This window comes from Desulfothermus okinawensis JCM 13304 (assembly GCF_054654515.1).
In genome coordinates this window covers 1-22,979 of the sequence record NZ_BAAIEW010000034.1, presented here as the reverse complement: position 1 = coordinate 22,979, position 22,979 = coordinate 1, and the positions used below count along the sequence as shown (strand labels likewise).

Sequence of the window (22,979 nt, the reverse complement as noted above, 5' to 3'; positions counted from 1 at the left end):
TATAAGTTATGTCAGAAAAAAAATTTGATTCAAAAAAAATAGACATTTTAAATAATCCCAAAAGGCTAAGAGATATTCCCCCTGTTGATATAGTAAATCTCCTTGGAATTAAACAGGTGAATACAATTGTAGATATAGGTGCTGGTACAGGTTTTTTTACCATTAAATTTGCCGAGATTTTAGGTGCTGAGAGGGCTTATGCATGTGATATTTCTGATACAATGATTGAGTGGATGAAGGAAAATATATGTGGCAATTATCCTTATCTCATTCCCATAAAAACTGAAAAAAATATAGTTCCCCTTGAAGATAAAATCGCTGATCTCTGTTTTATGATAGCCCTTCACCACGAACTTGAAGACCCTGTCTCTATTTTTAAAGAATGTAGGAGAATTTTAAGACCCGAGGGGAAGATTTTTGTGGTTGATTGGAAAAAAGAAGAGATGGAAGAAGGTCCTCCACTTCATATTAGATGTAGGCCAGATTTTGTAAAGAAAGAGATGGAACTAGTTGGTTTTAAAAATATCTTTATATTTGAAGAATTTCCAAAACACTTTTTAGTTGGAGGTGAAAGATAAAAAATTCTTGACTTTTTTTAGTAAAAAAAATAAAGAATTATTCTTGTCACTTGATGGGCCTATAGCTCAGTTGGGAGAGCCACCGGCTCATAACCGGAAGGTCCCAGGTTCAAGTCCTGGTAGGCCCATCAAAAAAATAAAAATCGAGGAAATGAGTAGTTACTTGAAATTTTACACAATGTAAGGCTTCCTTAAAGTGGATTTAAGGAAGCCTTTTTATTTTTAGGTCAGTAAAAAGTGAATGTAGATGATTTAATTTATTATATTGAGTCCATTGCCAATCCTGCCCATGCATCAGATTGGGACCTTTCTGGTTTGCATGTTTTGGGAGAACAGAAGGAAATAAAGAAACTGGCAGTGGCATTAGATCCAACCCTTGACACCATTATCCAGGCTGAAAACTGGGGTGCTGATTTTATTTTGACCCACCATCCATTGGTTTTATCCCCAAAACTTCCCAATAAAGACGATGAGTTTACCAGGGTTATTCGTCTTCTTCTTAAAAATGGGATATGGCTCTACTGTGCCCATACCTCGTTGGATGTAAATCTCAAAGGTCCATCGGGGTGGTTGGGGAGGTATCTTGAATTAAGGGACATAAGACCAATAGAACCCCTTAAGGGTTGCAAGGAAAATGAACTCTTGGGGTTTGGAATCATAGGGGATCTCGAAGATGAGGTCCCTTTTTCAATTTTTATGGACAAACTAAATAGTATTTTACAGAGAAAAAAAATAATTGTCATTGGAAATGAGCCAGACAAGGTAAAAAGGATTGGTTATTGTACAGGCTCAGGCATGTCCCTTGCCAAGACTGCCTTTTTGCTTGGTGCTGATGTCTATGTTTCCGGTGATATAAAATATCATGTTGCCCAGGATATTGAGTCCTTTGGCTTTACCATTGACGTTGGGCATTTTATCTTGGAAGAAATAATGATGAAGATCTGGGCCGAAGATTTAAAAAAGGATCTTGGGGCCCATGAGATAGAGATAAAATTTTTCCCTGGAAGGGATCCAATTTTTATCAAGGAGGTATAAAAATTGAGTTATATAAAACAAATAGAGAGTTTGGTCGTACTACAAGACATTGATAAGGAAATGGGTGATCTTAAAAATACGTTAGAGACTGCTCCGAAAGAGGTGGAGACCTTGAGAAAGAGACTGGAAATTCAGGAAAATCAGAGAAAAGAGGTAGAGGAAAAGGTAAAGCTATTAAAGGAGCAGGATGAAAAATTGACCAGGGAGATTGAAGAAGATGAGGCAAAGCTTAAAAAGAGCAAGAACAAGCTCATGATGGTTGAAAATAGCAAGGAATATCATGCAATAATGAGGGAAATAGATACCCTGGAAAAAAATAGCAGGTTAAAGGAAGAAGAAAAGTTGACCTTAGAGGAAGAGCTGGAGACCCAGCAACGACTATTGGATGCCCTAAATGAAGAGATCTCAAAGATAACAGATGAACTTACTGAAAAAGAACATGATTTAGACAAGATTATTAACAGATGTGAATCCCGTTTAAAGGAATTAGCAGGAAAGAGGGCTGAATTTGCAAAACAGATCCCGCCACCTATTTTAAACAGATATGAGTTTATAAGGTCCAGATTGAACAATCCTGTTATAGTGCCTGTAGAAGACTCTGTGTGTAGTGGGTGTCACATAAGTATTCCTCCGCAGACCTATATTGAGCTTCAGAAGGGTCTACAGATCTTAAGTTGCCCCAATTGTCAGAGGTTGATTTACTGGAAAGAGCATTTTGAAGTCAAGTAGCTTAAGTATCAATGAATATTTGGGTTATACTCCTGGCTGCAGGTTATGGAAACCGCTTAAAAAAATATATCTCTCAGAAAAAACAATATTTACATTTCAAGGGAAGACCTCTTTTCTGGCATAGTTTAAATGCCATAGCAGACTCGCCATATATAAAAGGTGTTGTGTTTGTCTTTCCAAAGGATGATTTGTCTAATCTTAAAAGATCTATAAAAAGATATATTATAGAAGACCACTTTCTCCTTGAATATAAAATTACCCATGGTGGGGAGACAAGACAGGATTCTGTTTACCATGGGCTTTTGTCCTTGCCAGATGAGTGTTCTCATGTTCTCATCCATGATGGTGTTAGGCCTTTTTTGACAAGCAAGTTGGTAAATAAGATCATTTCTGAATTTATACAGGGAGCTGAAGCAGTTGTACCTGGAATATATGTCACAGATACCATAAAGATGATTTCAAATAACCATGTCACCACCCTTCCCAGGGAAGACTTAAGGGCTATTCAGACCCCGCAAGGATTTACCAGGGGGTTGATTGTGTCTGCCCATGAATTTGCTAGGGAAAATAATATTGCAGGTACTGACGATGCCTCATTAATTGAAGTAATGGGTGGTAAAGTAAAAATTGTTGAGGGAGATCCACAAAATATAAAAATAACCAACCCAGAAGACTTAAAATACATTATGGAAAAGGAAAGTTTTAGAAATTGTATTGGATTTGGATATGATGTCCACAGGTATGGGGAAGGAAAGCCCCTTAAACTGGGTGGGGTGAAAATACCAAAAGCTCCAGAGATAGTTGCCCATTCAGATGGGGATGTGGTGGTGCATTCCCTGGTAGATGCAATTTTGGGGTGCCTTGCCAAAGGGGATATTGGAGATTTGTTTCCTGATACAGATGATAGTTTTAAGGATCTAAACAGCTTTATATTTTTATCAGAAGTTATGGAACTTGCCAGAAGAGAGGGATTCAAAATTGAGCACGTGGACATAACCATTGTGTGTGAGGTACCCAAGATTGGGCCATATAAAAGGGAGATGAAGAAGAATTTGGCCCCCCTACTTTTGGTTGATATGGACCAGATAAATATATCTGCTACAACAGAAGAAGGGCTGGGATTTACTGGGGAAAGAAAAGGTATCAAGGTAAAGACTATAGTATTTGGGAAAAAAGTAATAGATAGTTAAAGATAGGAGTTATTATGTATCTATACAATAGTATGACCAGGAAGAAAGAGAAATTTGTGCCCAGGGAGAAGGGTAAGGTTTACATGTATGTGTGTGGGATTACAGCTTATGATTTTTGCCACATTGGACATGCAAGGGCAGCAGTTGTCTTTGATGTACTTGTGAGGTTTTTTCGATATCTTGGATATGAAGTGGTTTTTGCAAGAAATTTTACTGATATTGACGATAAAATCATAAAAAGGGCCAATGAAACAAATTTATCATGTGAAGAAGTGGCAGAGAAATTTATTAATGCTTTTTATGAGGATATGGAGAAATTGGACATATTAAAACCAACCTATGAGCCCAGGGCAACAGAGCACATAAAAGAGATGCAGGATTTGATACAGACATTAATAGAGAAACAACATGCATATGTGACAAAAGATGGAGATGTTTATTTTAGGGTGAGGTCCTTTGACAGTTATGGGAAGTTATCTGGCAGGGATATTGAAGAACTCAGGGCAGGGGTTAGGGTTGAAGTCCAGGATAGCAAGGAAGATCCCCTGGATTTTGCCCTGTGGAAGAGTTCAAAACCAGGTGAGCCATGGTGGGATAGTCCATGGGGCAAAGGGAGACCAGGTTGGCACATTGAATGCTCTGCAATGAGCGAAAAATATCTGGGTCTACCCCTGGATATTCATGGGGGAGGCCAGGACCTGATTTTTCCACACCATGAAAATGAGAGGGCACAGAGTGTTGCAGCAAGGGGAGTTGAATTTGTAAATTACTGGGTCCACAATGGGTTTGTCCAGGTGAAGGGAGAAAAAATGTCTAAGTCCCTGGGAAATTTTGTCACCTTAAGGGATATATTTGACAAATTTTTACCTGAAGTGCTGCGTTTTTTTCTCTTGACCAAGCACTATAAGACCCCCTTGGATTTTTCCTTTGAAAATTTAGAAGAGGCTGAAAAAGGTTTAAAAAGGATTTACGAGGCAAAATTGGCCATATTAGAGCTCCTTGAAAAAGGACCCACCAAGAATACAGAGATTCCTGAGGAAATAAAAAGGGAAGTAGATGAATTTGAACAAAAATGGAAAAAGGCACTTGAAGACGATTTAAATAGTGCTGCTGCACTTGGGTATGTATTTAATGTGGTTAAGATAGCAAATAAGCTTACCCAGGAAAAACCATATAAAAGCTCAAAAAATAGTGCTGAAATTTTAAAAAAACTCTATAAGAAGTTAGAGGAACTGGGAAAGGTACTTGGAGTATTTTACAGGGAGCCGGGAGAATTTCTGGAGAATTTGAAAGAAAATAAGGCCAGAAGAAAGAAAATAGATATCTTAGAGGTGGAAAAGCTCATCCAACAAAGGATGGAGGCAAGAAAAAGTAGAGATTTCAAAAGGGCAGATGAGATAAGGGGAAGATTAAAAGAAATTGGAGTTATCATAAAAGATACACCTAATGGAACAATCTGGGATGTGGAGTAAGCTATATGAGTTTGTGTAAAAAGGTACAGGAAATCAAACCATTTATGGTAATGGAGGTCCTTGAGGCAGCACAGGAGATGGAGACTCAAGGTATAGACATTATCCATCTGGAGGTTGGTGAGCCTGATTTTGATACCCCTCAATGCGTTAGTGAAGCTGCAAAAATGGCAATTGATAAGGGTAAGACCAAATATACCCACAGTTTGGGTATAAGGGAATTAAGAGAGGAAATCTGCAAAGACTATAAAAAAAACTACCATGTGGATATTGAGCCTGATCAGATAATAATTACATCAGGTACTTCCCCTGCCATGCTCCTTAGCTTTGGAGCCCTATTAGATATGGGTGATGAGGTGATAGTATCTGATCCAGGTTATGCGTGTTACGACACCTTTATAAAATTTTCAGATGGCATACCAAAACATGTAAAGGTTTATGAAGACAATGGTTTTCAATTTAATATAAAAGATGTTAGAGAAAAGATTTCTAAAAATACAAAGGCAATCCTGATAAATTCCCCTGCAAATCCAACAGGCACCCTTTTGTCCAGGGAAAATATGGAGGAGATTGCAGATTTAGGATTATATGTGGTTTCAGATGAGATATACCACGGACTTACATATGAAGGACAGGAACATTCAATTCTGGAATTTACTGATAGGGCCTTTGTATTAAATGGATTTTCAAAAAAATATGCAATGACAGGATGGCGTCTTGGATATCTGATAGCACCAAAGGATTTTGTGAGGTGTATTCAATCTCTTGCACAAAACCTTTTTATTTGTGCCTCATCAATTGGACAATACGCTGCCCTGGCTGCCCTTAGATGTGCAGAACAAGACGTGTTGGAGATGAAAAAGATCTATGATGAGAGAAGGAAATATATAATAAAAAGACTCAGGGATATTGGCTTTAAGATAGTGGTGGAACCAACAGGTGCATTTTATGTTTTTGCCAATGCAAAAAGATTTACACAAGATTCATATAAATTTGCCTTTGATATCCTGAAAAATGCTCACGTTGGAGTGACCCCGGGAATTGATTTTGGGCAAAATGGAGAGGGGTTTATAAGATTTTCATATGCAAATTCCTTGGATAATATAAAGGTTGCCATGGATAGGATTGATAGATATTTGAATGGGTGATTTTTATGTTTTTTTAGCCCAAGTTTATCAAAACTTGGACTAATTTATTGTAATAATTAGAATTTATTTTTTTATTTCCCACTACAAATGGACAATTACTTTGCAGTTTTAGAGATGATTGCCGAGAAGAAGATAAAAGAGGCAATGGAAAATGGTGAATTCGATTCTCTTGAAGGAAAGGGAAAGCCCATTAGATTAGATGATGATTCACATATACCTCCAGAGTATAGACTTGCATACAGGATACTTAAAAATGCTGGTTACATACATCCAGAGATAGAACAGAGAAAAGAGGTGGAAAATATATGTTCAATGCTAGAGGAATGTGAAGATGAACAGGAAGTTTACAGGAAAGTGCAGAAATTAAATCTAATTGTGTCTAAAATAAATCTACAGAGAAAGACTCCAGTTTATCTTGAATTGGATCAGATTTATTATAAAAAAGTCGTGGAAAGGATAAAGGTAAAAAAGAGGAAAAACAGAGGATAAATAGATGAAGGATGAATATTCTGAAAGTTTACTTGTACACTTTAGAAGGGTAGAAGAATTAAAAGAGAAATCCTTAGATTATCCAACTTATAGCTTAAATGAAAGACAGCTCTGTGATTTGGAATTGTTACTAAATAGAGCCTTTTACCCTTTGAAGGGATTTTTAAATGAAAAAGAATATATCTCAGTGCTTGAAAATGAAAGGCTCATAGATGGAACAGTTTGGCCAATTCCCATATATTTAGATGTACCCAAAAAAGTGGTTGATAAAATATCAAAGGGAGGGCCTCTGGCACTTCTTGATGGTGAGGGGTTTTTGCTTGCAATACTCCATGTTGAGGATATTTATCGCCCAGATAAGAGATATGAGGCCAGAAAGATATATGGTACAGAGGATGAAAACAAACATCCATCTGTTTTTGCGCTGTATCACGAGACCTATGAATACTATTTAGGTGGCAGATTGGAGGGAATTTCCCTTCCTATACATTATGATTTTGTGGAACTTAGAAAACCTCCCTCTGAAGTCCACAGGTTCTTTTCTTCAATGGGATGGAGAAATGTTATTGGTTTTCATACAGAAAAGGCACTGCACTGTGCCCATAAGGAGATGATACTAAGGGCTGCCAGAGAGGTAAATGCATCTATATTTTTAAATCCTGTTGTGGGGATACCTAATCCAAGGGACTTAGATCATTTTACCATGATTCGGTGTTACCAGGCATTTGTTAAACATTTTCCTAAAAATATAATAACACTTGCCCTGCTTCCATTTGCAAGTAGAAAGGCAGGTCCAAAGGAGGCTGTGCTTCAGGCAATAATCAGAAAAAATTATGGATGTACCCATTTTCTGGTTGCCCCAGATCATGCTGATCCCTTTATGCATTCAGGGAATAACTCAAATCTTTTTTATCCAATGGGATCTGCACAAAAAAAGGTGAAGGGGTATGAAGATGAAATAGGTATCAAGATGGTTCCCATTACTCCAATGGTCTATTTTGAAGACGAGGGCAGGTATATTCCAGAGGCAGAAGTTAAAAAAGGTATGAAAGTTAGAAGGCTCTCTTCTTCTGAACTCAGGCGGAGATTGGAATTTGATATGGAGATCCCTGAATGGTTTTCCTTTAAAGAGGTTGTAGAAGAATTAAAACATACGTATCCACCAAGACATAAACAGGGATTTACTGTATTTTTAACTGGTCTGCCCGGTGCGGGTAAGTCTACAATTGCAAAGATATTGTATGTGAAATTCATGGAACTCAGGGATAGGCCTGTTACCCTTTTAGATGGTGATATTGTAAGAAAATATCTGTCTTCAGAACTAAACTTTTCAAAAGAGCACAGGGAGATAAATGTCAGGAGAATTGGATTTGTTGCAAGTGAGATAACAAAAAATGGTGGAATAGCCATTTGTGCCCCAATAGCACCCTATGAAGAATCCAGAAGATATAATAGGGAACTTATAAGTAGATATGGAGGATATATAGAAGTCCATGTGGCAACTCCATTTGATGTGTGTATGCAAAGGGATAGAAAAGGTATGTATGCAAAGGCAAAAAAGGGATTAATTAAGAATTTCACAGGGGTAGATGATCCTTACATTCCCCCATCAAATCCTGAGATTACCATCGACACTACAGAACTAACACCCCAGGAAGCAGCTCAACAAATTATTCTCTATCTGGAAGAACAGGGATATATTAAATAAGTGACCGGAAAATGACGGTGAGATCAATCATCATCACATGAGTCAAAGTCATCGTTATCGCTGTCATCATTGTCATCATATTCTTCTTCATCATTGTAGTCAAAGTCCATATCATCAAGATCATCGTCTATGTATCTTTCATTGTTTATAAATGAAGACCTTGATGATTGCCTGGATTTTGATTTAAATCCTATAAATAAAAAAAATATCATCAGACCAACTACAAGGATTGGAAAAATTACTGAAAGTATATTCATGGCTGCTCCTATTAAAAAGTAAAAAATGATTCCAGGAGTTGGGAGTAAGCCGGGTTCTGTTTTAGATCGTCATTCATCTGGGATTGGGATTGCTCCCAACCTCAAGCGACCTACCCGAAGGCTTGGACCGGGCCAGTCCAAGATGCCTTCCTATTTGGTCTTGCTCCAGACGGGGTTTGCCTAGCCTGCTGTGTCACCACAGCAGCTGGTGAGCTCTTACCTCACCGTTTCACCCTTACCCCACACCCACTTTGAGTTAGACTAGTATGTGCATAGAAGGGTTAGTCTCCATCAAAGTGGGTGTGGGGCGGTCTGTTTTCTGTGGCACTGTTCCAGGGATCACTCCCTCTGGGCGTTACCCAGCGTCCTGCCCTGTGGAGCCCGGACTTTCCTCTCCCAGAAAATTCTGGGAGCGACGATCCTCCAACTCCTGGAATCTCCCTAATAAAAGAATATTTGAAGTGGGTTTATGTGTCAAGTAATCATATGGAATAAGATGTATAGAGACAAAACTCGCCCTGGTTTTCACAAACCTGGGCTAAGATTTGGTCTTAAGTAGCCTATATCTATTTATAGCAGCCATGACTTCGTGTTTTCGAATCATTGCCAGAGAGCCTGGATGTTTTGGAGCGGATCTTGATATTACCTCAAGGCCATTTTTCTCAATCTCTTTAAAAATTTTCTCCACAATATTTACTATATAGTCTGTTCCACGCAGATATTTTTTGTGGATATGTTCAATAAAACAAGCAATGGCATTGGTCTGAGATGGATCTACCAATTGTTCAACAAAACTCATATCAATTGACTGTTTTCCAATGAGGATATTTGATTTTCCCTTTGCCTTTATTTTGTCCCTTGGAGTTATTTTAATGGAGCCTGGTCCTATTTTTCTCTTTTTTACAGGTCCCATTGGCACCAGGGTTTCCTTTTTCCTGAAGTTTTTTATCTCTTTGGAAATTTTTTTGGCCTTATTAGTTACATCAATGACCCTGTATTCCTTAAGCATAATTACAAGGTCTGCTATATCCAGATAGTCTCCAGAACCACCTAATACAAGTATAGTGGATACATCAAGTTTTTCGTATAATTCTTTTATCCTGTCCACAAAAGGGGTTATGGGTTCACATGATTTGGACACCAGCCTTTGCATCCTTCCATCCCTGATCATAAAATTGGTGGCACATGTGTCTTCGTCCATTAAAATGAGTGATGCGCCAGATTCCAGGGCCTCCATAATGTTGGCTGCTTGAGAGGTGGATCCACTTGCGTTTTGGGTATTGAAATTAAATGTATCCACACCGCCTGGGAGATTTGAGATAAAAGGAGATATGTCTGTCCCCTCTACAAATCTCCCATCTTCTGCCCTGATCTTTACAGCATCTTTTACAGTTACCACAAATTCTCTTCCATCACCTGGTATATGGTTGTATACCCCCCTTTCAATTGCCTTTAAAAGGGTTGATTTTCCGTGATATCCTCCTCCCACTATCAAAGTGACACCTTTGGGAATTCCCATGCCTTTTATCTTTCCAGAGTAAGGCAAATCAAATTCCACCTCCAGGGAAGGGGGAGATAAAAAGGGTGTGGGCGAACCCTTACTCATGGGCCTGTCACTGACCCCACTCTCCCTTGGAAGGATAGATCCATTGCCAACAAAACAAACAAGTCCATGTTCCTTTAGCTTATTTCTCAAAATATCCTGATCTTCGTTTAAGTAGACAAAATGAGTTAGCTCTATATGGGGTAGATTTTTATAGATCAAGCTCTTTTCAATTATTTGAGGTAATATATGAAAGAATATATCTTCTGCCTCCCTGGCAAGGATCCTTCTTCCTGCTGCTGGAAGACCTATATATATTCGGGCTTCAATTTTATCCTTTGATACTTTAATAGACGTCCTTTCAATTATTTCCTGAAGCCCTGCATCAATCAAGATTATTCCACTTGATCCAGTTCCTTTTTTTTTCATGAACAGCTGACTATAATCCCTGAATTTTCTCCCTAAAAAATCTTCAAGTCCTGTCTTTTTGGATCTATTTGAGAATAATTCCAGGGGAAATTTTGCTATATTCTGGTCAATTGATATTCTAATCTTTGATGGTGGGGCAAATGGATCACTCTGGACATGGTCAATCATCAAGATAAATGTTCCCATGTCATAGCTACCAGCAATGTCTTTATACGCCTTATATCCTCTTCCAGCTATTTTTAATAAAACTGATCTTAACTCATTTGCTTTTTTCATATTTTGAGTCCTTATTTAGTAAAATAATATCACTGTGTTATTTCTGGATGAGTAAAATATTATATTGTTTTTAATTTGAATATCTTCTATTTTGTCTGATTTATTTATTTCAAATATAATCTTTTTATTTGAAAGGTAGTTGTTAGCAACTTCTATAAAATCATCTAACATATCATTTCCATTAAAGATTTTTATATAAAATATATCTTCATAACAGTTATAGATTTTAACTTCTAAAACTGGATCTAATCTAATATCGTCAATATTTTTGTTAATATAAATTGGTTTTAATATGGTGTTTTTTATCCTGAGAAAATAATTTTTTATCACGTCTATTATTAATTTTATATGTTTTCTGTTTAATTTTTCTATTGCATTAATAAGAATTTTTTCTCTTTCCTTTTGTATCTGTATATACTCTTTTAAGAAATTTGACATTTCCTTAGACGTTATAATATTTTTTTTGATAAGTAATTCCCCTAAACGTAGATTTGTTACTTCCTGTAAAAATAAAATATCATCTATTTGTTTTTGTGTAAGGAAGTTTAAGTCTTTTGCAATTTCACAAAAAGGAAGGTCTTTTTTACGTTGAATACTAATGATTTTTTTTACTTCTTCTTTGCCTAATAGTCCCTTCTCAATGCATAGATCTCCTATTTTTTTATAGGTTTTACTTTGTTCTTCTAAAAGTCTGTTTAAGGTATGTTTATCTATTATTCCCTTTGAAACTAAATATTCTCCAAAGAATTTATCATCCATTTGACTGTCCTATTTTTGAGGATTTTTTTATTAACTCCTTTTCTATGGTTTTTTTTAGTTGTATTCCTTCTTGAAAGTGGGGATTTATTTTTAGGCCTTTGTTTATAAATTCAAGTGCTGGTTTAAATTTTTTTAATTCATACAATACCCGTGCAATATTGAAAAATAGATGTTCGTCCCATTTTTCCAATGTGTATGCCTTTAGATAATATTTTAGTGCCTCTTTATATAATTTGTTTTTTCTCAGTTTAATACCAAATTCATTAAATAGGTGTTTGTGTTCTCTTTCAAATGCACCGTTAAGATTATAAATCCTTTTGAATACCATTTTAGCCTTGTCTAACTCTCCCCTATCGAGGTATGTTAGGCCAATCCCAAAGGTGGCTCTTATATTTTCTTCATCTATCTTTAGGGCATTTTTAAACTCATATTCAGCGCTATAATATTCTTTATTTTTTCTGTGTCGCTCCCCCCTTGCAATAGTTTTCTGGAGTTCCCTCATAGAAGGATATACCTTGTTTAAGTATACATCTGGCTCTGGTGTGAATTTTTGTAAAAATTCTTCTTTAGAGATAACAGTTTTTGGGCCAGAAGGGACAAAGTTCTTATTTATGGGCTGGATACATATGGTCTCATGGTCTATTTCTTGAGCATAGAAGAGTAGTTTGTGACGACTCTTTTTTTGTGTCTGCCACGCTCCTATTTTCCCTGTTTTGATAGTGGAGAATACTCCATATATACCTTGATTGTTTGATTGGGTCATCTAATATACTCTTCCATATCATACAGTGTTTGATCCTCTTTAGGGGGCAGAAGTTTTGATATTTTTGTCTTTTTCAGATCAAAAAGGGAGTTTTCGTCTTCAAATAACTCTCCCATTTCCTCTTCAATTTTCTCAGGGTCCTCTCCTGCCTCAAGGCGTTTTAAGGCCTCTTCCATTGCGCCACCCATCTTTAGTCCGGTTGTTTCAAAGAGTTTTTTCATTATCTTGGCAACGTCCTTGGGGTTTTCTTCGTCTATTTTATCTGCCTGGTCTGCAAGTGAGGCTATGGCCTTTTCCAATTTTTGCTCATCTACTTGGGAGAGAATCTTTGAGATTGGATCGTCCATCTCTCCTTCCCCTTGTTCTTTTTTTGAAGAGGAGATTACAGAGAAGATGGACACCTTTCTTTGCATATTTTTGCTTTTGCATTTTGGACAGATAGGGGTGTCTTTTGTGTTTATGCGTCTTGATAGGAAGTTGAATATCATATGGCATTTTTTACAGTAGAATTCATATACAGGCATCTTAGCCACCTCCTATCCCTTGTTATCTAGAATTAACTACTAAATGCTTCACTGCCTAACCTCGCTGCCTTAATATTTATTTCCTGTATTTTGGGGGACATATATTTTTTAATACCTTGTTCTAGCTCTATTAAAGTGAATGGTGATACATCTATTGAAAAAAATGCTCCCAAGAGTACCATGTTGGCACATTTGGTGGTACCAGCCTTGTCAGCAATCTCAATGCAAGGAAGCTTGTAGGTCTTATCTGCACATTGGTTTATTTTGTGTTCAATATAATCCATTTCCGGGTATTTTTCCATACCAGTTGACACTCCTACAGGATAGGTTGGATTTGTGTTCCAGACAACAGTTCCACCTTTTTTCAAGTATTTAAGAGCGCGTAGGGTCTCCACAGGTTCAAAGCCCAACAACATATCTGCTTCACCTAAATCAATTTTAGGACTTAGATAGCCACCTAGGAGTACAGTGGACTCCACTATGCCGCCCCTTTGGGCCATGCCGTGGATTTCGCCTGATGTTACATCTATATTTTTATCCAGGGCAATTAGAGAGATTAAATTGGTGGCAGTAAGTGTTCCCTGTCCACCTACCCCTGCTAAAAATATTCTCATTTTATTCATTATGACTCCCTTTTCTTTGACTTGATATATTTTGTTATTTGTACACAGAACATACAACCAGCACACAAATGTTCATCAATAAAGATCTTCCCATCTTTTTTATAAAAGGCTGGACATGCAAGTTCCTTTAGACATTTTTCTACTTCTTCATGTTGTGACTCCACATATGCATAAGTGAGAGGCCTTTTCTTTAAAACCCTTGCAGCAAATAAGGTACAGGGTTGCTCTGCAATTATCACCCTGACCCCGGTTATATCTTTAAATTTATTTAGCACAGATAAGGTCTTTTTCAAATTTAGTGGATTTACCTTTTCCACATTTGTTACACCACATCCCCTCACTATTGCCTCTATGTCAACCCTGTGTTTGTTCTCCCCTAAAGGAGTCTTTAAAACTCCAGGATGGGGTTGATGTCCAGTCATGGCTGTGGTCTGGTTGTCTAAGATTATTACCAGGAGGTTGTGATTGTTGTGGACAGCATTGATAAGTCCAGTGACACCTGAATGGAAGAAGGTGGAATCCCCAATATAGCCAATTACAGTTTTACCAGTGGCCTTTGCCATTCCTGATCCCCCAGATATTGAGGAACCCATGCAAAATAAAAAGTCGCATGCCCTGTGAGGAGGCAAAAAACCAAGGGTATAACAGCCAATGTCTGTTGCATATATTGCCTCATCTCCAAAGACCTTTCTAACAGAATAATATACTGCCCTGTGGGGACATCCAGCACACAGGTTTGGGGGTCTTCCTGGTAGATCCTTTTCTTCTTCGCAGGCCTGAGATTTTCTCTCAGGTTTTCCCAGAAATTTTAAAACTGCCTGTTCTATTTTTTTTGTGGAGTATTCAAAGAGCCTGGTAAGATTATTGTCTTTTCCATATACCTTTGTACTTAACTCGTTCTTTTGGCAAATGACACGCACACTATCCTCTAAAATGGGTTCCAGTTCTTCTAATATGAGTACTTCATCCATCTGTTTTAAGAAATCTAATATGGTGTCTTCTGGTAAAGGATAGGTAATTCCCAGCTCAAACACAGATATTTGGTCAAAGAGGTCTAAATCACTTAACACATCATTTAAGTAGGCCCTGGAGATTCCAGATGCGATTATTCCCTTTTTAGTCTTTATCCTGGCCTTGTTAAATGGATGGTTTTCAATCTCTTTTCTTATTTTTTCCAGATTTTTTAAGAGAATTGGATGACGTAGTCTTGCAATTGCAGGAAGGGGAACGAATCTAAATGGGTCCTTTTTAAAGTTTGCCTTTGGAGCTTGAATTTTTTCTCCAAACACAACTGGGCCCCTTAGATGATTTACCCTGGTGGTGGTACGAAGCATAACTGGCTGTTGCCACTTCCTGGACAAAACCAGTGCCTCTTTTGTCATGTCCTTTGCCTCTTGTGCAGTTGCAGGCTCGAAACAGGGTAGACCAGCTAGACGGACGTAATATCTATTGTCCTGTTCATTTTGGGAAGAGTGGCATCCAGGATCGTCTGCACTTAAGAGTACAAGACCTCCAGGTGTGCCAATATAAGCAAGGCTCATCAGGGGATCAGCAGCAACATTTACCCCTACATGTTTCATGGTTACCAGCGTGGGAATTCCTGCAAGGGCTGCCCCCCCACCAACTTCAAGGGCCACTTTCTCATTTATTGAATATTCAAAATAAAATTCTCCATATGGAGAGAGTTTAAAAAAAGTGTCAGGAACTTCAGAGGAAGGGGTCCCAGGATAGGCCGATACAAAACCAACTCCAGCCTCAATTGCGCCTCTGACAATAGCCTCATTTCCTAAAATAAGGTGTTTTGATCCTGCCTTGGAATCAAGCAATATGTTTCCCATAATTACTTTCCCTTTATAGTAGTTTGTAGTTTTTGCTCTAGCTGAGCTATTTTATATTGATAAAACATACCAGTTGGATCATTTGCACCCACATTTAACTTCAACTTTTTATATGCCCATAGGGCTTCATTTATATTATCAGTATCCTCTGCTAGTTTTGCAATTTCCATTGTAACTATTTGCTCATATTGATCATTGTCTTTTAATTTGTCCAGTATCTTTAAGGCCTCCACCTTTTTACCCATAAGTTTCAGACAATTGGCTTCTCCTAACTGTGCTATAACCTTAACATCTGGATCGTCACTTTTTTTTGCGATTTCCTTAAACATTGAAAGGGCTTTTTTATATTGTTTTGTATTTATGTATAGTTTAGCCATCTCAAGTCGTATGGCCTGTTTAATATTTGATGGAGCCTCCCCAAGCATATTATTTAATTTAGATATTTTCTGGTTGTTATCTTTTAGGACTAATATGCTACCCAGCTCCTTTTTGGCTTTATTTAAAGCATGTTGGGTATAGACCTTGTATCCTGAATAGGAGACTGCCACAAGGACTATGACTAAAGTGCCAATGATTATTTCCTTTAAGTGCGACATAATCCATTCCACAATGGGCATTGCTTCTTTTGCTATTTCCTCTTCTATTGGTATAGAGAGTTTGTCTTGTTTTTTGGCTTGCATTTGGGTTCACCTCCGTGTAGTTTGTGAATAAAATTATTTTTTTGAAAGGTGGTTATAACCTCTTAGAATAAAAAGGTCAAAATAATTTATAGGCAGTTAAAAGTCAAAGTATCCCAGGGAACAGGATACAGAACTTGTATAACTATATTTGCTTGAGGAGACGTATATGGAGGTGATTTTTTTAGGTGTTGGTGAGGCATGCGATGAGAGGTGTCCAAATACTTCTCTACTAGTCTACACTCGAAACCAAAAGGCTGTGCTCATGGACTGTGGTTTTAGCGTGGCCCATGAATTTTTTAAATATGAAAAAGATGTAAATAAGTTAGATATTGTATGGATATCTCACTTCCATGGAGATCATTTTTTGGGCCTTCCTCTACTTTTGCTGAGATTCTGGGAACAGGGAAGAGAGCGGCCCCTTCATTTTGTTGGACATAAAGGGATCAAATATGTTGTTACCTCTGCAATGAAGCTGGCATTTCCCACCCTGGCAGATAAGATTTCCTTTGATTATATATTTCATGAATTGGTTGAAGGAGATGAAAAGGAAATAGAAGACATAATATTTTCCCCAGCATATACTGGTCATTCCCAACCAAATTTGGGAGTGAGAACTTCTGATGGGGAGAAAACATTATATTATAGTGGCGATGGTCCCCCTAAAGAAGGATCATATAAGATAGCATCAGGGTGTGATCTCATGGTCCAGGAGACATTTTTATTGGACCAGGATATTTACGGCCATGGAAATTTCCTGGCCTGTATAGAGTTTGCCAGAAGGGTTGGTGCAGAAAACTTTGCAGCTGTTCACATGCAAAGGGATGCAAGGGATGGCATTGTTTCATATTTTGACAAAAATAAAAAGGATTTTAGTGACATAAATGTCTTTATTCCATTGCCAGGTGATAAAATAAAAATCTAAAAAGGTGTGGAGGTTAAATATGTCTAATATAAGAGATTTGGTATTGGATATAGCAAAACGTGCTAAAATGGCTTCAAAATTAATGGCAAATGCATCCACTGAGAAAAAAAACAAGGCCCTTATGTTGCTCGCAGATATGCTTGAATCTGAAAAGACATATATTCAGGAGGAAAATAGAAAGGATTTGGAGCTGGCTGAGCAAAAGGGTCTTGGCAGTGCAAAAATTGATAGGCTCACCCTATCTGACAAGGTTATAGAGTCCATGAGAAAGGGGTGTTTAGAGGTTGCATCCCTACCAGATCCAGTTGGGGCAATAGAGTCCATGTGGAAAAGACCAAATGGACTTTTGGTAGGTAAGATGAGGATCCCCCTGGGGGTCATTGGTATGATTTATGAGTCTCGTCCAAATGTTACAATTGATGCTGGAATTTTGTGCATCAAGGCTTCCAATGCAGTTATACTTCGCGGTGGATCTGAGGCCTTTTACTCAAATCAGGTGTTGGCCAAATTGTTTTCAAAGGCCCTCTCTCAGGTGGATTTACCAAAGGATGCAGTTCAGCTTATTCCAACCACTGACAGAGAAGCTGTTACTGAGATGTTAAAATTAGATGAATATATTGATGTTATAATCCCAAGGGGCGGAGAAGGGCTAATTAGGGCTGTTGTTGATGGAGCCAGGATGCCAGTTTTAAAGCACTACAAGGGTGTTTGTCATATATATGTTGACCAAGATGTGGATGTTAATCAAGCTGTTGAAATAATATATAATGCAAAGGTCCAAAGACCAGGTGTATGCAATGCCTTAGAATGTCTATTGGTTCACGAAAAAGTTGCACCTATCCTGCTCCCAAAGGTGGGAGAAAAATTGGGAGGGGCAGGTGTTTTATTCAAGGCAGATAAAAAATCTTATAACTATTTGGAAAAATGGGCCGAGGAGGCCAGGTCTGAAGATTTTGGATATGAGTTTTTGGAACTTAAAATGGCGGTTAAGGTGGTAGCCAGTCAGGACGAAGCTCAAGAACACATTATGAAATATGGCTCAAATCATACTGAGGCCATTTTGACAAACAACCATCAAAGGGCCATGAAATTTTTAAAAGAGGTGGACGCATCACTGGTACTTGTCAATGCATCCACTAGATTTAATGATGGGGGAGAACTGGGGCTGGGTGCAGAAATAGGAATTAGCACTTCTAAACTCCATGCATACGGTCCAATGGGGGTTAAAGAGCTCACATCAACAAAGTTTGTGGCCTTTGGTGAAGGACAGGTGCGTATTTAGATTTGTGAGAACACTATCTTTGAGGGAAACATGAAGATAGGACTTGTGGGTGGAAGCTTTAATCCTGTTCATAATGGCCACCTTAGGGTGGCCATTGAAGTAAAAGAGCAAATGGACTTAGATGTAGTTGAATTTATCCCAGCTCCAAGACCACCCCATAAACTGGATAGAAAATTGCTTGAATTTGAAAAACGTGTGGAACTTCTAGAAATGGCAATAGAAAAAATTCCGTTTTTGAAACTCAATACCATAGAAGCTAATCGGAATGGGCCATCTTATACTGTAACTACCTTAAGAGAGTTGAGAAAGATATATGGAGATCATGACCTATATTTTGTAATTGGAGGGGATGAAATAGTGCACTTAACTAATTGGTATAAGTGGAGAGAACTTTTTGACTTAAGTAATTTTATAGTGGTTGGAAGGAGAGAGGGAGATCTGAAAAACCTGGAACTTTTTATAAGTTCAAATTTTAAGATAAAAAAAGAAGAAAAATACACATGGAATATTGGTAAATATAAACTACACTATATAGAAATTCCCCGACTGGAGATCAGCAGCTCTCTTATTAGACATAAGGTGGCACAAAAAAAATCATTGATGGGACTTGTTCCAGAGTCTATTGAGAAAAAAATACATGTTGAGTACTGTAATTATGCCAATACAAAAGGAGTGTAATTACTTTCTTCCCAATTAGTTTACTTCAACAGACAATTTCAAGGAGGACAAAAAATGATAGAATCAGGAAAAAAGAAGTTTTATTTCCTCTGGTTTTTTCAGTTTATTATTGTAGTGTATGTATGGTTTGGTATAAATGTTTTTTTAAAACTATGGAGTCTTAAAGAATTAATGAAGATACAATTTGGTATTGGAGGGATATTGTGGTTGGCCATATTTATGCCAGTTGCCTATTATATACTTTGGCGGCATATAAAAGATGTAGAAACTTACCGTACGACCAGGAATGAGAAAGATCTGGTAGTGGCCCAAAAAAGGGCTTCTTCCCTTCCCAAGTGGTATTTGATAATGGCAACAATAATGGCCACTATAGGTCCAAATTTTGCGATATTTGGCCGGGAGTTTATTGATCCAATGGAATATACAATGGATGTTTTGCTTTCTGTGGCTCTACTTTTCATTTTTTGGCCTCCTTTTGATTTGGCCCTAAGTGCTGAATGGGAGAGATGGACATCTGACATCCCTTTATCTAGGGAACACAAGGCATTTGGGATAAGGGCAAGGATATTTAAGGCTTCTTTACTCCTATTTTTTGGTGGTGGCATAGGTATGGTCATAGTTGGGCTTTCAGCTTTTCACAATAGCCAGGAACTAGGCGATGCATTTATGTTTTTCCTAAAAAAGGGCATTATATTTTATTTAGGCACATGTATATGGGGAATCCTTTCTGCCTATCTTTTGAGTAAATTAGTTACCCAGGGCATAAATGAAGTCATCAGGGTTACAGATGAGGTTTCAGAGGGAAATTTAGATGTTCAAATAAACGTGGTTTCAAGGGATGAAATTGGCTATCTTTTAGACGGTTCTTTGAGGAGCATGATTATTAGTCTAAAGGAACTCTTTAAGGCTTCAAGGGAAAAGGAACAAAGGGCATTGGAAGAATCAAAGAAAGCCAGGGATGCTTTAAGATTAGCTGAAGATGCTAGAAAAAAGGCAGAGGAAGCAAAGGCTGAAGGTATGAGACAGGCTGCAAATCAGCTACAGGAGATAGTGGAGGTGCTCTCTTCAGCAACAGAGCAGATGTCTTCACAAATTGAAGAAACAGCAAAGGGCACAAGGGAACAGGAATTAATGGTTAGAGATGTTACTGAATCCATGGAACGAATAAACCTGTCAATTCAAGAAAAGCAATCAAATATCTTACAACTTGCCACATTGGCACAAGAGACTAAACTCAAGGCTAAAGAGGGAGAGGATATGGTAAAGGAATTGGTAGCCAACATATCATATCTATATGAAAATTCCAAGTCCCTTAGGGAAACCATGGAAGAGCTAGGACACCATGCCGAAGGAATTGACCAGATAACTGAGGTGATAAGAGATATTGCTGATCAAACCAATCTCCTTGCTCTAAATGCAGCAATAGAGGCTGCAAGGGCAGGTGAGGCAGGCAGGGGATTTGCAGTGGTTGCAGATGAAGTGAGAAAACTTGCTGAAAAGACTATGACAGCAACAGGTGAAGTGGGAGAATTTATAAAGAAAGTCAAAGAGAGTGTGAATGAGAATATTCAATATACGCACAATGCAGCGGAAACCATTGATAAAATAAACGTAATTGCCAAGGATTCCAGGAAGAGATTGAATGAAGTTGTTGAATTTATTGAAAAATTAGCATCTGAAGTCCAAGAAGTTGCCAAGACCATGGAAGAGTTTACCTCGTACATATCAGAGGTTAACGAGACTATTTCCAACATTTCAACTATTTCCCAGGAAACTGCTGAAGCAATGAACCAGTCAGCCCAAGCAGTTATTGACCTTACCAGGATATCCCAGGAACTATATGATATAATACAAAATTTAAGAAACACATAGGACAAAGAATAAGGGGTGGGATGCTATTCCACCCCTTATTCTTGTAATTTAAGGTTAGCTATTTTCTTCAATAAGATTTGTGAGTATTAGGCCAAGAAAAGAGTTAGTTGAGGTTGTGTATAACCATCCCAGGTGAGCAAAACACGTAGCACATAAAATTACTTGCCATGCATAGCCAGGGAACCATGTAAACTCCTTGCTGGGATTTCCAGCAGGTACAAAGTTTTTACCATTTGAAAAGCATCCAAGCTCAAATAAATAACCATGGGGATTTGCACAAACATGTCTAAATTTTCCATTTACTTTAATCTTGTACTTGGCTGACGTGATTTTGGTTTTGCAAAACTTACACAAATAATGTACTTCACTTTTTTGTTGGAGTTTTTGATTTTGTTCTTTGATTACAATATCTAACTTGGTTGAGGTACCTTTTTTTAATAAAATGTGTTGTAATATAGCCATAAACACAGTTCCTTAAAGAATTCTAGTGGTCAGAGGTAGACTATGAAACAGATCAAAGTTCTTTTAATGAATTTTTAAAATTAAATCAGTTGGAAATATTTTTACCTAACCCAAGTTTATCAAAATGACAAACTTGGGTTAATATAATAGACCCTTTCTATTTTAAAGGAAAAGGGGTTTTTGTAAAGTCTAATATGGTGTTTTTAGATATAAAAATAAGTTTTTGGGTATAGGAAAGTTATTAATATATCTAAAGTTGTGAATGAGGCAGTTAAAAAGTTAAAAGATACAGGTGTGGAAGGGGTAATAGGATGAATATAAAAGAACTTCTGGATTTTGACAAACACCACATATGGCATCCATATACATCAATGAAAAATCCCTTGCCTGTTTATCCAGTTGAAGAAGCAAAAGGGGTTAGAATTAAACTTTGTGATGGAAGAGAACTCATAGATGGCATGGCTTCCTGGTGGGCTGTTATACATGGATACAATCATCCAATATTAAATGAGGCCATAAAGGAACAGCTAGAGAATATGGCCCATGTGATGTTTGGTGGGTTTACCCATGAACCAGCAGTGAGATTGGCCAAAAAACTAACTGAAATAACCCCTAAGTCAATGGATGCTGTATTTTTTACAGATTCAGGTTCTGTTTCAGTGGAAGTTGCAATAAAACTCGCCTTCCAATATTGGATCTCAAAAGATATGGGAGAGAAATCCAAGTTGATTACCATTAGACGGGGATACCACGGGGATACCTTTGGGGCCATGTCGGTTTGTGATCCTGTGACAGGTATGCATGAGATCTTTAAAAATATCTTGCCAAAACACTATTTTGCCAGGGAGCCTAAAATACCTTATGGTTCTAAGTGGGACGATGAGGATATATTGGATATAAAAAATTTAATTGAAAGCCACCACAAAGAAGTAGCTGCTGTAATATTAGAACCAGTGGTACAGGGTGCAGGGGGTATGAGGTTTTACCACGTAGAATATCTTAAGAAGTTGAGAAAGTTGTGTGATGAATATAATTTGTTGTTAATATTTGATGAGATAGCAACTGGATTTGGAAGGACTGGTGAACTATTTGCAAGTGATTTGGCTGGGGTTGATCCAGATATAATGTGTGTTGGCAAGGCATTAACTGGTGGTTACATGAGTTTTGGGGCTACCCTTTGTACAAGAGATATTGCCAAGACAATATCAGAAGGGAGGCCAGGGGTTTTTATGCACGGTCCCACATTTATGGGCAATCCCCTTGCCTGTTCTGTGTCTTATGCATCAATAGATCTTCTTTTGTCCAGTAACTGGAAAGAGAAGGTAAGGAAAATAGAAAAGACCTTAAAGGAAGAAATGGAAAGGATAAAGTTTTTGCCAGGGGTTAGGGATGTTCGAGTACTTGGTGCAATAGGGGTAGTGGAAACTGAAAAAAATGTGGATGTAGCTAAAATACAGAGGTTTTTTGTGGAAAAAGGGGTGTGGATAAGACCTTTTTTAAATCTTATTTACATCATGCCCCCTTACATAATAGAAGAGTCAGAGATAGAAATTTTAGTTGATGCCATATATGAGGTAATTGATAGGAAAATTTATCAATAATTGTAATTGGTTATGAGTAAAATATATTTTTTAAAAAAAAGTTGTTGACAAGTAGAGGTGATATCTATATAGTCCTTTCTCCGTTGCGTGAGTGAAAACGCAACACAAAAAAAGTTAACGATTT

22 protein-coding genes, 1 tRNA gene and 1 other RNA gene are annotated in these 22,979 nt (G+C 37.6%); 14 read left to right on the top strand and 10 right to left on the bottom strand.

The window, feature by feature from the left end; translation table 11 throughout:
• Positions 1-8: 8 nt before the first annotated feature.
• From ACYQ0O_RS11815 to ACYQ0O_RS11775, 9 genes are all read left to right on the top strand, one after another.
• The gene (locus ACYQ0O_RS11815) at positions 9-578 is read left to right on the top strand and encodes a class I SAM-dependent methyltransferase (RefSeq protein WP_459893316.1); all 570 of its coding nucleotides are present in this window, start codon (positions 9-11) and stop codon (positions 576-578) included.
• Positions 579-633: 55 nt separating this feature from the next.
• Positions 634-706 (top strand) — tRNA-Ile (locus ACYQ0O_RS11810).
• Positions 707-815: 109 nt separating this feature from the next.
• On the top strand, positions 816-1,613 hold the full coding sequence (locus ACYQ0O_RS11805; RefSeq protein WP_459893314.1) for a Nif3-like dinuclear metal center hexameric protein: 798 nt from the start codon (positions 816-818) through the stop codon (positions 1,611-1,613).
• Positions 1,614-1,616: 3 nt separating this feature from the next.
• Positions 1,617-2,342, top strand: a complete 726-nt coding sequence (locus ACYQ0O_RS11800) for a zinc ribbon domain-containing protein (protein WP_459893312.1) — start codon at positions 1,617-1,619, stop codon at positions 2,340-2,342.
• An 11-nt stretch (positions 2,343-2,353) separates the two neighbouring features.
• Complete coding sequence (gene ispD / locus ACYQ0O_RS11795) at positions 2,354-3,532, top strand: 2-C-methyl-D-erythritol 4-phosphate cytidylyltransferase (protein WP_459893310.1); 1,179 nt, start codon at positions 2,354-2,356, stop codon at positions 3,530-3,532.
• 14 nt (positions 3,533-3,546) lie between these two features.
• A complete protein-coding gene (gene cysS, locus ACYQ0O_RS11790; protein WP_459893308.1) occupies positions 3,547-5,004 on the top strand; it encodes a cysteine--tRNA ligase in 1,458 nt (485 codons plus the stop codon).
• A 5-nt stretch (positions 5,005-5,009) separates the two neighbouring features.
• Entirely contained in the window at positions 5,010-6,149 is a 1,140-nt protein-coding gene (locus ACYQ0O_RS11785) for a pyridoxal phosphate-dependent aminotransferase (protein ID WP_459893305.1), read from the top strand.
• Positions 6,150-6,236: 87 nt separating this feature from the next.
• On the top strand, positions 6,237-6,638 hold the full coding sequence (locus ACYQ0O_RS11780; protein WP_459893303.1) for a DnaJ family domain-containing protein: 402 nt from the start codon (positions 6,237-6,239) through the stop codon (positions 6,636-6,638).
• A 4-nt stretch (positions 6,639-6,642) separates the two neighbouring features.
• Positions 6,643-8,346: a bifunctional sulfate adenylyltransferase/adenylylsulfate kinase gene (locus ACYQ0O_RS11775; RefSeq protein WP_459893301.1), complete on the top strand. Its 1,704-nt coding sequence runs from the start codon at positions 6,643-6,645 to the stop codon at positions 8,344-8,346.
• Between the two features lie 23 nt (positions 8,347-8,369).
• On the opposite strand, the gene ACYQ0O_RS11770 is transcribed toward ACYQ0O_RS11775, so the two are convergent.
• The 9 genes from ACYQ0O_RS11770 to ACYQ0O_RS11730 form a co-directional block, all read right to left on the bottom strand.
• Positions 8,370-8,603 (bottom strand): hypothetical protein, encoded by a 234-nt coding sequence (locus tag ACYQ0O_RS11770; protein WP_075069599.1) that lies wholly within the window; start codon positions 8,601-8,603, stop codon positions 8,370-8,372.
• Between the two features lie 29 nt (positions 8,604-8,632).
• Positions 8,633-9,035: RNase P RNA component class A (gene rnpB / locus ACYQ0O_RS11765), an RNA gene on the bottom strand.
• A gap of 106 nt (positions 9,036-9,141) precedes the next feature.
• On the bottom strand, positions 9,142-10,851 hold the full coding sequence (locus ACYQ0O_RS11760) for an ABC-ATPase domain-containing protein (protein ID WP_459893299.1): 1,710 nt from the start codon (positions 10,849-10,851) through the stop codon (positions 9,142-9,144).
• A gap of 15 nt (positions 10,852-10,866) precedes the next feature.
• Positions 10,867-11,610, bottom strand: coding sequence for a cyclic di-GMP-binding domain-containing protein, MshE-related (locus ACYQ0O_RS11755; protein ID WP_459893297.1), 744 nt, complete (start codon positions 11,608-11,610; stop codon positions 10,867-10,869).
• The gene (locus ACYQ0O_RS11750; RefSeq protein ID WP_459893295.1) at positions 11,603-12,373 is read right to left on the bottom strand and encodes a tetratricopeptide repeat protein; all 771 of its coding nucleotides are present in this window, start codon (positions 12,371-12,373) and stop codon (positions 11,603-11,605) included. The genes ACYQ0O_RS11755 and ACYQ0O_RS11750 overlap by 8 nt, the downstream gene beginning before the upstream one ends.
• The gene (locus tag ACYQ0O_RS11745; protein ID WP_459893292.1) at positions 12,370-12,897 is read right to left on the bottom strand and encodes an FmdB family zinc ribbon protein; all 528 of its coding nucleotides are present in this window, start codon (positions 12,895-12,897) and stop codon (positions 12,370-12,372) included. The genes ACYQ0O_RS11750 and ACYQ0O_RS11745 overlap by 4 nt, the downstream gene beginning before the upstream one ends.
• A gap of 32 nt (positions 12,898-12,929) precedes the next feature.
• The gene (locus ACYQ0O_RS11740) at positions 12,930-13,520 is read right to left on the bottom strand and encodes an indolepyruvate oxidoreductase subunit beta (protein WP_459893290.1); all 591 of its coding nucleotides are present in this window, start codon (positions 13,518-13,520) and stop codon (positions 12,930-12,932) included.
• The gene (gene iorA, locus ACYQ0O_RS11735; protein WP_459893288.1) at positions 13,520-15,358 is read right to left on the bottom strand and encodes an indolepyruvate ferredoxin oxidoreductase subunit alpha; all 1,839 of its coding nucleotides are present in this window, start codon (positions 15,356-15,358) and stop codon (positions 13,520-13,522) included. Before iorA ends, ACYQ0O_RS11740 begins: the two co-directional genes overlap by 1 nt.
• A gap of 2 nt (positions 15,359-15,360) precedes the next feature.
• Positions 15,361-16,038: a tetratricopeptide repeat protein gene (locus tag ACYQ0O_RS11730; RefSeq protein WP_459893286.1), complete on the bottom strand. Its 678-nt coding sequence runs from the start codon at positions 16,036-16,038 to the stop codon at positions 15,361-15,363.
• A 166-nt stretch (positions 16,039-16,204) separates the two neighbouring features.
• Between ACYQ0O_RS11730 and ACYQ0O_RS11725 the strand changes: the two genes are divergently transcribed.
• The 4 genes from ACYQ0O_RS11725 to ACYQ0O_RS11710 are packed head-to-tail and all read left to right on the top strand — an operon-like array spanning position 16,205 to position 20,792.
• Positions 16,205-16,960 (top strand): MBL fold metallo-hydrolase, encoded by a 756-nt coding sequence (locus tag ACYQ0O_RS11725; protein WP_459893284.1) that lies wholly within the window; start codon positions 16,205-16,207, stop codon positions 16,958-16,960.
• A 19-nt stretch (positions 16,961-16,979) separates the two neighbouring features.
• Complete coding sequence (locus tag ACYQ0O_RS11720; RefSeq protein WP_459893282.1) at positions 16,980-18,242, top strand: glutamate-5-semialdehyde dehydrogenase; 1,263 nt, start codon at positions 16,980-16,982, stop codon at positions 18,240-18,242.
• A gap of 30 nt (positions 18,243-18,272) precedes the next feature.
• Positions 18,273-18,920 carry a nicotinate (nicotinamide) nucleotide adenylyltransferase gene (gene nadD / locus ACYQ0O_RS11715; RefSeq protein ID WP_459893280.1) on the top strand — a complete coding sequence of 216 codons (648 nt, stop codon included), beginning with the start codon at positions 18,273-18,275 and terminating at the stop codon, positions 18,918-18,920.
• A gap of 54 nt (positions 18,921-18,974) precedes the next feature.
• Complete coding sequence (locus tag ACYQ0O_RS11710; RefSeq protein WP_459893278.1) at positions 18,975-20,792, top strand: methyl-accepting chemotaxis protein; 1,818 nt, start codon at positions 18,975-18,977, stop codon at positions 20,790-20,792.
• A 54-nt stretch (positions 20,793-20,846) separates the two neighbouring features.
• On the opposite strand, the gene ACYQ0O_RS11705 is transcribed toward ACYQ0O_RS11710, so the two are convergent.
• Positions 20,847-21,254, bottom strand: coding sequence for a cereblon family protein (locus tag ACYQ0O_RS11705; protein ID WP_459893276.1), 408 nt, complete (start codon positions 21,252-21,254; stop codon positions 20,847-20,849).
• Positions 21,255-21,565: 311 nt separating this feature from the next.
• Here ACYQ0O_RS11705 and bioA point away from each other — a divergent pair, with 311 nt between their 5' ends.
• Positions 21,566-22,855: an adenosylmethionine--8-amino-7-oxononanoate transaminase gene (gene bioA / locus ACYQ0O_RS11700; protein WP_459893274.1), complete on the top strand. Its 1,290-nt coding sequence runs from the start codon at positions 21,566-21,568 to the stop codon at positions 22,853-22,855.
• Positions 22,856-22,979: the final 124 nt, after the last annotated feature.